The 13859-nt window shown below is 71.1% G+C and carries 11 protein-coding genes; 10 read left to right on the top strand and 1 reads right to left on the bottom strand.

Annotation, left to right across the window (positions count from 1 at the left end; translation table 11 throughout):
- Positions 1 to 72 precede the first annotated feature (72 nt).
- A complete protein-coding gene (locus tag AB0J78_RS19830; RefSeq protein WP_363790991.1) occupies positions 73 to 1230 on the top strand; it encodes an acyl-CoA dehydrogenase in 1158 nt (385 codons plus the stop codon).
- A gap of 5 nt (positions 1231 to 1235) precedes the next feature.
- Here AB0J78_RS19830 and larA read toward each other — a convergent pair whose 3' ends face one another.
- On the bottom strand, positions 1236 to 2519 hold the full coding sequence (gene larA / locus AB0J78_RS19825; RefSeq protein WP_363790988.1) for a nickel-dependent lactate racemase: 1284 nt from the start codon (positions 2517 to 2519) through the stop codon (positions 1236 to 1238).
- Positions 2520 to 2885: 366 nt separating this feature from the next.
- Between larA and sbnA the strand changes: the two genes are divergently transcribed.
- The 9 genes from sbnA to AB0J78_RS19780 all read left to right on the top strand — a co-directional run bounded on the left by sbnA (position 2886) and on the right by AB0J78_RS19780 (position 13813).
- Positions 2886 to 3869 (top strand): 2,3-diaminopropionate biosynthesis protein SbnA, encoded by a 984-nt coding sequence (gene sbnA / locus AB0J78_RS19820; RefSeq protein WP_363790986.1) that lies wholly within the window; start codon positions 2886 to 2888, stop codon positions 3867 to 3869.
- A 32-nt stretch (positions 3870 to 3901) separates the two neighbouring features.
- Complete coding sequence (sbnB, locus tag AB0J78_RS19815) at positions 3902 to 4921, top strand: 2,3-diaminopropionate biosynthesis protein SbnB (RefSeq protein WP_363790984.1); 1020 nt, start codon at positions 3902 to 3904, stop codon at positions 4919 to 4921.
- The gene (locus tag AB0J78_RS19810) at positions 4921 to 6573 is read left to right on the top strand and encodes an IucA/IucC family protein (protein WP_363790982.1); all 1653 of its coding nucleotides are present in this window, start codon (positions 4921 to 4923) and stop codon (positions 6571 to 6573) included. The genes sbnB and AB0J78_RS19810 overlap by 1 nt, the downstream gene beginning before the upstream one ends.
- A complete protein-coding gene (locus AB0J78_RS19805; RefSeq protein WP_363791127.1) occupies positions 6573 to 7799 on the top strand; it encodes an MFS transporter in 1227 nt (408 codons plus the stop codon). The genes AB0J78_RS19810 and AB0J78_RS19805 overlap by 1 nt, the downstream gene beginning before the upstream one ends.
- On the top strand, positions 7796 to 9394 hold the full coding sequence (locus tag AB0J78_RS19800) for an IucA/IucC family protein (protein ID WP_363790980.1): 1599 nt from the start codon (positions 7796 to 7798) through the stop codon (positions 9392 to 9394). Before AB0J78_RS19805 ends, AB0J78_RS19800 begins: the two co-directional genes overlap by 4 nt.
- Positions 9391 to 11139, top strand: a complete 1749-nt coding sequence (locus AB0J78_RS19795; protein WP_363790978.1) for an IucA/IucC family protein — start codon at positions 9391 to 9393, stop codon at positions 11137 to 11139. The genes AB0J78_RS19800 and AB0J78_RS19795 overlap by 4 nt, the downstream gene beginning before the upstream one ends.
- A complete protein-coding gene (locus tag AB0J78_RS19790) occupies positions 11133 to 11906 on the top strand; it encodes an aldolase/citrate lyase family protein (protein ID WP_363790976.1) in 774 nt (257 codons plus the stop codon). Before AB0J78_RS19795 ends, AB0J78_RS19790 begins: the two co-directional genes overlap by 7 nt.
- Positions 11899 to 13077 (top strand): type III PLP-dependent enzyme, encoded by a 1179-nt coding sequence (locus AB0J78_RS19785; RefSeq protein WP_363790974.1) that lies wholly within the window; start codon positions 11899 to 11901, stop codon positions 13075 to 13077. The genes AB0J78_RS19790 and AB0J78_RS19785 overlap by 8 nt, the downstream gene beginning before the upstream one ends.
- A 133-nt stretch (positions 13078 to 13210) precedes the next feature.
- Positions 13211 to 13813: a methyltransferase domain-containing protein gene (locus AB0J78_RS19780; protein ID WP_363791125.1), complete on the top strand. Its 603-nt coding sequence runs from the start codon at positions 13211 to 13213 to the stop codon at positions 13811 to 13813.
- Positions 13814 to 13859: the final 46 nt, after the last annotated feature.

Below are 13859 nucleotides of genomic sequence, written 5' to 3'. Positions count from 1 at the left end.
TGGACCGGGCGCGCCTCGGCGTTCGAGCACGTCCTCGAACCTCATGACGGCGCCGCACGCGGAGGAGACCACGTGACCGCACCCACGGACATCCTGCGTCTCGCCACCGAAGCCCGCCCGCTGCTCGAAAGCCACCGCGAGAGCAACGATCGGCTGCGCAGGCTCAGCGACGAGACGATCTCCTGCCTCGTCGACACCGGAGTGATGCGGGCGCTGGTGCCCGCGCGCTTCGGCGGCGCGGAGTGCTCGCTGCGCACCGCCATCGACGCGACGTGCGAGGTCGCGAAAGCCGATCCCTCCGCCGGATGGGTGGTGATGATCCTCGGCTCCGGCGCGTTCCTCAGCGGGATGTTCCCCCCGCTCGCGCAGCAGGAGGTCTACGCCGACGGCCCCGACACGCGCGTGTGCACCGTGCTCGCGCCGAAGTCCGCCGCACGGGCGGTCGACGGCGGTTGGCTGCTGACCGGGCGCTGGGGCCCGGCCTCCGGATGCCTGCACTCGCAGTGGGCGATGATCGGATTTCCCGGACTCGACGGAGAAGCGTCCCTCGCGCTGGTCCCGATGGACGAACTGACCGTCGAGGACACCTGGTTCACCACCGGCATGCGGGCGACCGGCAGCAACCTGCTCGTCGGGAGCGACCTGTTCGTCCCCGAGCACCGGGTCCTGCCGTTCACCTCCGCCATCCGCGGCCGGTATCCCGCCGGACGCCCGGCGGAGTCCCGCTACCGCTCAGCGCTGATGTCCACGCTGGCCACCTACATGATCGCGCCCTACCTCGGGATGGCCTCCGCCGCGCTGGACCACGTCGTGGCAAGCGCCGACACCAAGGGCATCGCGTTCACCCACTACGAGCGCCAGCGCGACTCCACGGCGTTCCAGCTGGCCGTGGCCGACGCCTCGATGAAGATCGACCTGGCCCGGCTGATCGCGGAGAACTCCGCCACCGCCGTCGACGGCCACGCCGAAGCCGGCACCTTCCCCGACGACCTCACCCGGGCCAGGATCCGCCAGCACACCGGGCACGCCGCGCAGCTGTGCCGGCAGGCGGTCGACGAACTCGTCACCGCGCACGGCGCCGCGGCGTTCTCCGAGACGAGCCCGCTGCAGGCGCACGTGCGCGACATCCACACCGCGTCCCGGCACGCCGTGGCCAATCCGGCGTCGTGCGCCGAGGTCTTCGGCCGCGCGCTGCTGGGGGTCGAGCCGAACATCACCGACATGATCTGACGCGATCAGCCCTCGACGTACGGGATGGTTTGCGGGCCTTCGGGGAGGACGCAGACGCGGGCCTGCGGGCCCCTCGCGGCGAGTTCCTCGGCGACCGCGGTGGCGATGTCGTCGACCCGGTAGAGGTGGGCCGTGCGCAGTTGCGCGTCGGTGAGGTGGGTGGTGTGCACGCCGACGCGGGCCGTGGCGAGCACGCGGGCGAGGATCTGCACCTGCCACTGGTCCGGGACGGTTTCGGTTCTCCCGGAGATGGTCCGCAGCAGCGCCTCCGGCGTGGGCTCGGACGCCAGGACTTCGCGGAACGAGCCGTGATCGGGGAAACCGTCGCTGCACTCGGCGGCGCAGATGATCAGCCCGCCCGGCTTGACGACGGTCGCGGCGGCGGTCATGCCCTTGACCGCCTGGTAGACGTTCTGGTCGAGCGGGTACCCGGAGTTGGTGGTGACCACGACGTCGTAGCGCTGCGGAACCGGCTGCATCGACAGCTCGCGCACCACCTCGCGGGCGGCGGCGTGCATCGGGAGCAGGTCTCCGCCGAAGGCCTCGACGATCCGCTGCTCGCGGTTGAGCACCACGTCGAAGGCGAAATCCACGCCGGTGCCCGCCGCGATGGCGCGGACGTCGTCGTGAACCGGGTTGCCCTCGCAGACCGCCCAGGTCGCCTGCGGGCTGGCGATGCGCGCCGCGTCGTGCAGCGTGAGCACGGTGTCCAGTCCGGCGAGGCCCGGGGCGACGAGCTTGGGACCGCCGCTGAAACCGGCGAAGAAGTGCGGTTCGACGAATCCGGTGGTGATCCGGACGTCGGCCTCCGCCCAGTGCCGGTTGAGCGACACCGGTACGCCATCACCGAAAGTTCCCAGCGGGCAGAGCACTTCGGGGTCTCGGCAGTCGTGGTTGATGATGCGCATGGTCTCGACGAGCTCGTCGCCGAGCATCGCCCGCAGCTCGGAGTCGGTGTTGCCGCGGTGCGTCCCGGTGGCCACGAGCAGCGTGAAGTCCTCCCGCGTCGCGATGCCCTCCAGCTCGGCCAGCAGTGCGCGCACCATCGCTTCGCGGGGCTGCGGCCGGGTCGCGTCGCAGAGCGACACGGCGATCCGCTGCCCGGCCCGCACCCGTTCCCGCAACGGCGGACCGGCGACCGGCTCGGCGAGCGCTCGGCGCAGCGCCGCCGCCGAGTCGGGTGCCGCCGGCGGGTGGGCGGGCGCGACCACGGTCGTGCGCTCGGACGGCAGCTCAACGGTGAGTCCCGTCCTTCCGTAGGCCAGCTCAACGGACAACGTCTCCGGCATTCATCGCTCCAGGTCCACTCGGGTCTCCCCCAATCCTGACCCAGCGAACATCGCGGCGGGGAGCCCCATCTCATCGGGCGGCTCTCCCGCGGCCACCGCCGAATTCTCCACCCATTCGGAGCATTCGGATCCACTTCGTCGAAGATCCGGAAACATTTGATCCACTTTTATCCCTGAAAATCCTGATAAGCGCAGCTCAGAATCCCCGAAAAGGGCGCCCGGAAATTTCACAACGGAGGATCCGCAACCGCTTGCGCCACCCCGATGTGCGCTGGCTCTCGCAGATCAATCCTGTTAAGTTAGCCTTGCCTTTGTTAGCGTTTCCGCTCGTAGCTGTGCCTTTCGGTCGTCGATCTGAGGAGAAACGTGGCCGTCGACACCCAGACCGAATCCGTAATCGGGTCGGTTCTCGAATGCGTGGGAAACACTCCTGCTGTCGCGATGAACCGGCTTTTCCCTCAATCCGATGTCGAGGTGATCGCGAAGCTCGAACTCATGAACCCCGGCGGGAGCATGAAAGACCGGTCCGCCCGGCACATCGTCGAATCCGGTTTGCGCAACGGTTCGATCCGGCGCGGAACCCACCTGGTGGAGAGCAGCTCCGGCAACTTCGGGATCGCGCTGGCCATCGCCGCGCGCATCCACGGGCTGCGGTTCACCTGCGTGCTGGACCCCAAGGCCGTGCCCGCCAACGTCGCGATCCTCCGGCACCTGGGTGCGGAGGTGGAGATCGTCGACCAGCCGGACGAGACCGGCGGCTACCTGCACACCCGGATCTTCCGCGTGCAGGAGATCGTGGCGAACTCGCCCGGAGCGATCTGGATCAACCAGTACGCCAACGACCGCAACTGGCAGGCGCACTACTACGGCACCGGCGACGAGCTGAGCCGTCAGCTCGACGGACCGCCGTCGTACCTGTTCGGGGCGGTCAGCACCACCGGCAGCCTGCTGGGTTGTTCGCGGCGCCTGAAGGAGGACTTCCCCGAGATGCGGGTGATCGCGGTGGACGCCGTCGGCTCGGTGATCTTCGGCGGCCCGCCCGGACAGCGCGACGTGCCGGGCATCGGCGCGAGCAGGGTCCCGGAGCTGTTCAGCCCCGACGAGATCGACGAAGTGGTGCACGTCAACGACTTCGAGGCCGCCGTGGGCTGCCGCGAACTGCTCGCCACCGAGGGGATCTTCGCCGGCGGGTCCACCGGAGCGGTGGTCGCCGCCGTGCAGCGCACCTTGCCGCGGCTCCCCCGCCCGTGCCGGGTGGTGGCGGTGTTCCCGGATCGCGGAGACCGCTACCTCGACCTGATCTACGACGACGACTGGTTCGACGCCGCCCGCCAGCGCTGCGCGAACTGACCAGAACACCGCAACACGAAGGAGAAAAACCGGTGACCACCGAGGAATCCCCGAAGATGCTCTACCTGAGCCGCAGCGACATCGCAGCGGTCGGCGGCGCGGCGTCCGAGCTCTACGTGGAAGCGCTCAACGCCGGGTTGATCGCGCACTCCGAGGGCAAGACCGTGCAGCCGCTCAAGCCGTACCTGCGGGTGGCGGGCAAGCAGGGCCACATCGCCGACCGGATCATCGCGATGCCCGCGCACGTCGGAGACCCCGGGCTGTCCGGCATCAAGTGGATCGGCAGCAAGCACGACAACCCCGCCGAGCGCGGCAAGGAGCGCGCCAGCGCGGTCATCGTGCTCAACGACCCGGCGAGCAACTACCCGGTGGCGGTGCTCGAAGGAAGCCTGATCAGCGCCTGGCGCACCGCGGGCGTGACCTGCCTGGCCGCCCGGCACCTGGCGCGCGCCGGGTTCTCCGAGGTCGCGCTGGTGGGCTGCGGTGTCATCGGCAGCACCCAGATCACGGCGCTGCTGGAGCAGTTCGACTGCATCCAGCAGGTTCACCTCCACGACCAGCGACCGGAGGCCGCGCACGCGCTGGCAGAGCGGATCGGCCGCGAGTACCCGTCGGTCAAGGCCCACGTGACCGAGACCGCCGAAGAGGCCGTGCGAGCCGGCGACCTGGTCGTTCCGTGCACCGTCACCAGCGAGCCCTACATCGTCTCCGACTGGATCAAGCGCGGCGCGCTGCTGTGCAACGTGTCCATCATGGACGTGCACAAGGACGTCTTCCTCAAGGCCGACAAGGTCGTGGTGGACGACTGGGACCAGAGCAACCGCGAGAAGAAGATCATCAACCAGCTGGTGCTGGAGGGCTCGTTCTCCCGGGAGCAGCTGCACGCCGAGCTCGGCGAGATCCTGGCGGGCACCCGACCGGGCCGCACCGATGACGACGAGATCATCGTGCTCAACCCGATGGGCATGGCCGTCGAGGACATCGCCTGCGCGGGCGCGGTCTACGAACGCGCCAAGGAGCAGGGCGTCGGCACCTGGCTGGACCTGTACTGATGCAGGTGGGATCGGCCGAGCTGGTCATGCGAGACCTCATCGACGTGCTGCTGCAGGAGGAGCTCGTCGAGCTCACCGAGGAGCCGTCGGGCTGGGGCCGGATCACGCTGGCCGCCGGCGCGGTGCGCTTCCGGATCGCCTCCGGCGGCGCGCTGCAACGCCATCGCCACGCCGGCGGCCCGGTCCTGTTCGAGGGAACGCGGTCGCTGACACCGGCCGAGCTCCTCTCGCTGGTGAGCGAGGACTCGTCCGAGGTGGCCGCGGACCTGCGGGCCGCGGTGGAGCACGCGGAGGTGCTGCGCGAGCAGCGTGCGTCCCTCGACCTGACGCCGCGGAAGGGGCAGTTGCTGGCCGGGGAGCGGTTGGCGGCGACGCGCAACCGCCCGTTCCACCCCACCTCCCGGGCGGCGGCGGGGTGGCGCGCGGAGGAGGTCGAGCGGTACGGGCCGATGCGCGGTGAGCCGTGGGGCCTGGACTGGGTGGCGGTGCGCCGCGACCGCCTCGCCCACGGTTCCGACCCGCTCTCGCACCACCTCGCCGAGCTGGTCCTCTCCCCCGCCGAGCGGCAGGCGCTCGACGAGGCCGGCGAGGACTACCAGCCGATTCCGGTGCACCCGTGGCAGTTCCAGCACGCCCTGGCGGAGTCCTTCGGCTCGGAGATGGCGGAGGGGGCGGTGGTTCCGCTGGCGCGCGGGATCGGCGGTTTCCACCCCACCTCCTCGCTGCGCACCCTGGTCGCAGAACCCGAGACCGACCGGCACGTCAAGCTCCCGCTCGGTGTCGCCACGCTGGGCGCGACGCGGTTGCTCCCGCCTCGCTACCTGGCCAACGCCGAGCGGGCCCAGCGGTGCATGGCGGATCTGCTCGACCGCGTTCCGGCGTTGGGCGAGCGGGTCGCGTTGTGCGACGAGCGGATCTGGGCCGGTTGGCACGACCCGGACGACGAGTTCGGGGACCGGCCCGGGCAGCTCGCCGCGCAGGTCCGGATCTACCCGGAGCTCGACGGCCTGGTGCTGCCGATGGCGGCGCTGGCCGCGCACGAGTGGGACGTGCTGGCACCGGCGATCTCCGACCGGTTCGACCCTGTCCGGTTCTTCGGCGAGCTGGCGCGCTCGTTCTGCGAGGTCGGGTTCGGCTTCCTGAGCCGCGGGGTGCTGCCAGAGCTGCACGGGCAGAACGTGGTCGTGCGGCTGGAAGAGGGACGGGTGGAGCAGTTCGTGCTGCGCGATCACGACACGCTGCGGCTGTTCCCGGAGTGGATGCACCTGGCCGGTACGCCGGATCCGCAGTACGTCATCAAACCCGGTGCGCCGCAGTCGCTGCGGCTCGACTCGGCGGAGTCGCTGGTCGGTTACCTGCAGACCCTCGGGTTCCAGGTCAACCTCTACGGCATCGCCGACGCCCTGCGCCGTCACTTCGGAGTGGACGAGCGGGAGCTGTGGGCGCAGTTGCACCAGGCGGTGCGGGAGCTCCTGCCCTCGCAGCCCGCCGAGGTGCGCGAGGTGCTGCGGAAGTGCTTGCTGGGAGCCGACTCCTGGCCCAGCCGTCGGGTGCTGGAGCCGCTGCTGCGGCAGGGGAGCTCCAGCGGGGTGAGCATGCCCGCCGGTATCGGGTCGGTGCCGAATCCGCTGGTCGGGGGGTTGAGGGCGTGATGTTCTCGCCGGGCAGGACCTATCCCGTGCTGTGCCTGGGGCAGTTCGCGGCGACCGCGGGACTGACGATCGTCGTCCCGCTGCTGCCGTTCTACCTGGCCGGGCTCGGCACGCCCCGATCCGAGATCCCTTGGTGGACGGCGGTTTCGGTGGCGGCTCCAGCGGTGGTCCAGCTGGTCAGCGGGCCGTTGTGGGGTTGGGTCGGCGACCGGTTCGGCCGCAAGGCGATGGTGGTGCGCGCCCACGCCGGGCTGGGCCTGGCGATCGCGCTGATGGCCGTGGCGAGCACACCGGAGGAGTTCCTGGCCTGCCGGTTGCTGCAGGGCGCGTGCGGCGGTGTGGTCAGCGCGACCGCGTCCTACGCGACCGCGGCGGCCTCGACCGACCGGCGCGGGCGCGCGCTCGGGATGCTCTTCGGCGCCACGGCGGCGGGTTCGCTGCTGGGGCCGCTGGTGGGCGGGTTGCTGGCCAACCAGATCGGGTTCGGGCCGTTGTTCGCGGCGGTGGCGGGGATGCTCGTGCTGTCGAGCGTGCTGGCCGCGTGCTCGCTGACCGAACCACCGGCGCAGGCGCGTGAACGCCATTCGCCGCGCGCCATCGCGGGTCTCCTGCTCAGGCGCAGGGAGAGCCGCCTGATGCTGCTGGCCGGTTTCGCGGCGCAGGCCGCGATCTACGCGCTGGTGGTGGTCTTCGCGCCGCAGGTCGAGCAGATGGCCGGGTCGGTGGCCGCAGCGACGGTGTGGGTCGGTGCCCTGCAGGCGCTGACCTGGGCGGCGTCCTGCGCGGGCAGTCCCTGGTGGGGCCGCCGCAACGACCGCAGGCCCGCGCAGCTGGGGTTCGCCGTGGCGGCGGCCTGCTGCGCGCTCGCGGTGGCGTTGCAGGGATTGGTGAGCGTGGAAGCGCTGATCCCGCTGCGGATCGTGCAGGGCTTCTGCTTCGCGGCGCTCTTGCAGTCGGTGCTGCACGTCAACGCCCACCACGTGCCGGAGCGCGGTTCGGGCACGGCGTTCGGGTTCAGCACCGGGGTGCTCGACCTCGGTCAGGTCTTCGGCCCGCTCGCGGGCGCCGTCCTGGCGGTCCTGCTGCCGCCGGCGGCGGTGTTCTCCCTCATCGGCGCGCTGCTGGGCGTCGCCGCACTGCTGGCCCTGGCCGGCCGAACGAGGGCGGCGGAGGGTTCCACTCACACCTCCGCCCCGGTTGAGATTCAAGAGAAGGTGTTGCGGTGAACGAGGTTGTGGCCCGTGCGGCCGCGCGGCAACGGCTGCTGAACGCGCTGGTCAGGGAAGTCGAGGGCGAATTCAGCGCCGGCTCGGTGCGGATCCCGCTGCGATCCGGGGCCGGGGAAACCTCTCCGAGCCGGTTGTGCGCGGAGGTCCGGCACCGGTCCGAGATCGGACACCACGTCTACGGGGCGGAGGTGTCCCGGGACGGGGTCGCGCTCGAACACGAGGAGTTCGTGGCGCTGGTCGCCGACGAGCTGGCCGGGCGCTGCGCGACGGCACCGGAGGAAGCGGTGGAGCGCTTCCTCCGCCAGGTCGCCAACAGCGTCGCCCGGACGGCGCGCTACCTGGACCGGCCCGCGTTCGCGAGCGCGACCGATCCGGCGGAGATCACCCGGCAGGCGGAGCAGTCGCTGCTGCTGGGGCACCCGTTCCACCCGACGCCCAAGAGCGCGGAGGGGATCAGCGACGAGGACCTGGAGCGCTACGCCCCGGAGCTCGGCGCGTCGTTCCGGCTGCACCACTGGGCCGCCGCGCCCGAGCTGCTGCTCGAAGAGCGGGTCGGTGACGGGCCGTGGCTCCCGCAGGAGGACCTCTCGGTTCTCCCCGTGCACCCGTGGCAGGACCGCTACCTGCGGGAACAGCCCCGGGTGCAGGAGTTGATCGAGGCGGGCCAGCTGACTCCGCTGGGGCCGGTGGGAGCGCTGGTGTACGCGACGTCCTCGGTTCGCACCGTCTGCGATCCCGCCTTCCCGACCGCGTGGAAGCTGCCGTTGCACGTGCGGATCACCAACTTCGTGCGCAACAACCCCGTCGAGCACCTGCACCGCGCGGCCGACGCCGGTCGGCTGGTGGCGGCGCTCGAGAAGTGCTGGCAGCACGAGGGGTTCGAGGTGCTCCCGGAGACCGGCTACCGCACCCTCGACCCGGCGGCGGTCGGCGACCTCGCGGCGGACTTCGCCGTGCTGTTCCGCCGGAACCCGTTCGCGGGCACCGACATCGCACCGCGCGTGCTCGCCGCGCTGCTGGAGGACCGGGTCGACGGGCGCCCGGCGCTGGTGGACCTCGTCGAGCAGGCGGGCCCGCTGACCACCGAGCACGTCTCCGAGTGGCTGCGCCGCTACCTGCGGATCTCGCTGGGGCCGCTGCTGGCGGTGTTCACCGAGGACGGCATCGGCTTCGAAGCGCACGTGCAGAACAGCCTGCTGCACACCGACGACGGTTGGCCCAGCAGGTTCTACGTGCGCGACATGGAAGGCACCAGCGCCGACCGCGAACGCGTCCCGGATGGGATCCTGCCCCCGACCAGCCCGGTGCTCTACGACGACGCCGAGGCGTGGCACCGGTTGCGGTACCACCTGGTCACCAACCACCTCGGGCACGTGGTCGCGGTGCTCGGCCGGTGCACACCCGCCGGTGAGCGGGTGCTGTGGCAGGTCGTGCGCGAGTTCCTGCGCGGCCTTCCCGGGCGGTACGCGGCCGAACTGCGCGAGGCACCGACGCTGCCCGCAAAGGCGAACCTGCTCAGCCGGTTCGCCGAGCGCGGTGAGAACCCGCTCTACGTCGACATCCCCAACCCGATTCACGAGGTGACCCGATGACCGCCGAGCTCGTGCAGGCTGCGCTGAGCGACCCCCGCGCCGCGGACGTGCGGCGCCGGGTGTTCCGCCAGCTCGTCGAATCCCTGCTCTACGAAGGTGCTGTGCGCACCGATCTGGAGGGCGACGAGCACGTCGTCACCGGCACCGACCACGACGGCGAACCCGTGCGCTACTCCTTCCGCGCGGTGCGCAGGTTCGGGTTCGGCAGGGTCGGTCTGACCTCGCCGGTGCTGCGCGACGGCGTCGAGGCCGAGTCGGTCACCCGGTTCCTCTCGGAGGTCCGCGACTCCCTGGACGCCGACCCCGGCCACCTCCCCGGCTTCGCGCGCGAGCTGGAGGAGACCCTGTTCAAAGACGCTCTGTCGGAGCACCTCCGCGAGGACCCACCGTCCACAGCGGACCACGACGTCCTGGAATCGGCCATCACCGACGGACACCGCTACCACCCGACGTACAAGTCGCGCCTCGGGTTCGACGTCGCCGACAACATCGCCTTCGGCCCGGAGTTCGCCAACCCGCTGCGCCCGCTGTGGCTGGCGGCCCACCGCGACATCACCGAGGTCAGCGGCTCCGCGACCCTCGGCGGCGACTACGTGGCCGAGCAGCTGGGGACCGCGATCGAGGGCTTCCACCAACGGATCGAGGACGCAGGTCGCGACCCGGACGACTACGTGCTGGTCCCGGTGCACCCGTGGCAGTGGCGGGAGCGCATCGCGCGGGCGTTCTCCGAGCAGCTCGGGCGCGGTGAGCTGATCCCGCTGGGCGACGACCCGCACGAGTTCCTCGCCCAGCAGTCGATCCGCACCCTGACCTGCCGCGACGCCCCCGAGCGCCCCTACCTCAAGCTGTCGATGTCGATGGTGAACACCTCCACCAGCCGCGGCCTGGCCGCGCACACCGTGCGCAACGCCCCGCGCATCACCGACTGGTTGCGCGAGGTCGTCGCCGGCGACGACTACCTGTCCGGCGAGCTGCGGCCGATCCTGCTCGGCGAGGAGCTGGGCGTGTCGGTGACGCCGGAAGCCGATCTGCTGCAGGCCGACACCTACGGCGCGCTGGCGTGCATCTGGCGCGAGAGCCTGCACCCGCACCTGGGAACCGGGGAGCGGGCGATCCCGTTCACCGGCCTGACCGCCTGCCTGCGGGACGGGACACCGCTGATCGACGCGTGGGTGCGCGACTCCGGGGTCGAGGACTGGGTGAGTCAGGTGGTGCGGGTCAGCGCGCTGCCGCTGGTGCACCTGCTGTGCGCGCACGGGATCGCGCTGGAGTCGCACGCGCAGAACATGGCCCTGGTGCACGTCGACGGGAAGCCGGAACGCGTGGTGCTCAAGGACTTCCACGACGGCGTGCGCTTCTCCCGGGAACACCTCGCGGGGGAAGCCCCGGAGCTGGCGGGAACGCCCGCGCACCACCAGAACCGCAACTCCTTCGTCGAGACCGACGAGCTGAGCCTGGTCACCGACTTCCTGCTGGACGCGTTCTTCTTCATCAACCTCGGTGAGCTCGCCCTCTTCCTCACCGACCACTACGACTTCGCCGAACAGGACTTCTGGCGGCTGGTGGCCGAGGAGATCCGCGCCTACCAACACCGATTCCCGGAGCTGAAGGACCGTTTCGAGCTGTTCGAGCTGTTCACCCCGGCGATCGAGGTGGAGCAGCTGACTACCCGCAGGCTGCACCCGGACACCGAGCTGCGGCTGCACGCCGTGCCCAACCCGCTGGCGGAGGTGGAGCGGTGCTGAAGCCCAACACCGTCAAGCGCCGGCTCGCCGAAGGCGGTGAGAGCTACGGGCTGTTCTGCTCCATCCCGTCACCGCCGCTGGTGGAGATGATCGGCTGCGCGGGATACGACTTCGTCATCCTCGACACCGAGCACTCCCTGGTCGATCCGCAACAGCTGGAGAACCTCATCCGGGCGGCCGAGGCGGTCGACCTGATCACCTTCGTCCGCGTCCCCGAAGCCGATCCCGGCGCGATCCTGCAGGCCTTGGACGCGGGCGCGCTGGGCGTGGTGGTGCCGCACGTGCGGTGCCGCGCCGATGTGGACGCGGCGATCCGCGCCGCCCGCTACGCACCGGAGGGCATGCGCAGCCTCAACGGGGGCCGGGTGCCGGGCTTCGGGCGCATCGAGCTCACCGAGTACGTGCGCCGGGCCAACGAGGAGACCATGGTCATCGCGATGATCGAGGACGCCGAGGGCGTCGACGAGCTGCCGTCGATCCTCGCCGGTGGCGGTGTCGACCTGGTGCTGGAAGGCGCGGCGGACCTGTCGCAGTCCTACGGCGTCGCGTGGCAGACCCGGCATCCGCTGGTCCAGGAGGCGCTGGCCCGCGTGCACGCCGAGTGCGACGCCCACCGAGTGCCCTACTGCGCGATCCCCCGCACCCCCGAGGACCACGAGCGATGGCGCGCCGCAGGGGTGCGCACCTTCGTGCTCGGCGAAGAACGCGGCCTGGCCGCCCGCGCCCTGCGCGCCCACCTCGACCGACACCGGGAGAACCATGACTGAGCGACTCGAAGGACTCGTGCGGGAACGCGTCGGCGGCGACCCGGTGTGCCTGTTCGCCTACGACCTGGACAGGCTGACCGACCACGTCCGCGCGATCACGGCCACGCTGCCGCGCCGCTGCCGGATGTTCTACGCGATGAAGGCCAACAGCGCCGATCCGCTGCTGCGCGCCCTGGCTCCGCTGGTCGCCGGGTTCGAGATCGCCTCGGGCGGCGAGCTGGACAAGGCGCGCGCCGTCGGCGCCGACGTCCCGGTGGTGTTCGGCGGTCCGGCCAAGACGCCCGCGGAGATCGAGCAGGCCCTCAAGCAGGGCGTGCAGCGGCTGCACGTGGAGAGCCTGCTGGAGCTGCACCGGGTTTCGTCCGCGGCGACCCGGCTGGGCGCGACGGCGGAGGTGCTGCTGCGGGTCAACCTCTCGGGCCCGTTCCCGACCGCGACCCTGGCGATGGCCGGCAAGCCCACCCAGTTCGGCATCGCCGAGCAGGACCTGCCCGCCTGCGTCGCCGCGGCCCGCGAGCTGCCGGGTGTGCGGCTCGCCGGCTTCCACCTGCACTCGCTGTCCAACAACCTCTCCGCCGACGCCCACCTGGAGCTGCTGGCGCACTACGGGCGCACGGTGTCGGAGTGGGAGCGGGAGTTCGGGCTGCGCTGCGAGGTGATCAACGTCGGCGGCGGCATCGGCGTCGACTACGCCCGGCTGGACCGGCAGTTCGACTGGCCGACGTTCGCCCGACGCCTGCCGTCGGTGCTCGCCGAGTTCCCCCCGCACGTGCAGGAGATCGACTTCGAGTGCGGGCGCTACCTGGTCGCCGAGTGCGGCAGCTACGCCGTGGAGGTGCTGGACGTCAAGCGCAACCACGGCGTGGACTACGCGCTGGTGCGCGGCGGGACCCACCAGTTCCGGCTGCCGTCGTCCTGGCAGCACAACCACCCCTTCACGGTCCTGCCGGTGGACCGCTGGGAGTCGACGGCGCCGCGTCCGGAGGTGAGCGGGCCGGTCACCGTGGTCGGCGAGCTGTGCACGCCCAAGGACGTCCTCGCCCGCGAGGTGCCGGTGGAGCGCATCCGCGCGGGTGACGTGCTGGTCTTCAGCCACGCGGGAGCCTACGGCTGGGAGATCTCGCACCACGACTTCCTCAGCCACCCGCATCCCGAGCACGTCTTCTTCTGATCCCGCCCGCGATGGGCCTGGCCGGCAGCGCGCTCGACCGGCCAGGTTCATCGCGCGTGGGTACCGTTGGTCCTGAATCTCCCGTGCAGGGCTTCAACCCGGGTTGAAGCGGAAGGTTTGGGACGTGGCATCCATGACGTCGTGGAGCCGGGGTGAACCGGGTCTCTCGCCGTTCGTGCTCCCGCGCGGTGCGCGCGGCCGGATCGCCGGCCGCTTCATGCTGTGGGTGAACCGCCAGGAGGAGGTGCTGGACCTCCTCGACGTCCCAGCCGGCGCGGAGGTCCTCGAAGTCGGCTACGGGCCCGGCGGACTGATCCGCCTCCTGAAGCGGACTCGCGCGAGGCGGATCTGCGGCGTCGACCCCTCGGCGGAGATGCGCGACCTCGCGAGCCGTCCGCACTCCGACGAGATCCTCGCGGGCCGGATCGACCTGCGGCTGGGCACCGCCGCCGACACGGGTTTCCCCGACGCGGTTTTCGACCGCGTCGTCTCGGTGAACAACGTCGCCATCTGGCCGGACCTCGACTCGGGCGTCGCCGAGCTGCACCGGGTGACCCGCCCCGGCGGGCGGCTCCTGATCGCCTGCCACGGCGGCACGAGACCGTCGATCCTCACGCGCAGCAACGCGCTCTCCGCGGACAAGGTCGAACGGATCGAGCGAGCGCTGAGCGGCACCTTCGCCGAGGTCTCCCGCCGCGATCTGACCTCCCTCACCAGCTTCACCGCCATCCGCTAGCTCGTTCGACTTCTGGTCATCGGGTTGGCCGTGTGCCCGTGGCCGG

The sequence above is a fragment of the Saccharopolyspora sp. NPDC049426 genome (genome assembly GCF_040676935.1).
Classification (GTDB): domain Bacteria; phylum Actinomycetota; class Actinomycetes; order Mycobacteriales; family Pseudonocardiaceae; genus Saccharopolyspora.
The sequence above is the reverse complement of the archived record's forward strand: the minus strand, read 5'-3'. Positions and strand labels throughout refer to the sequence as shown.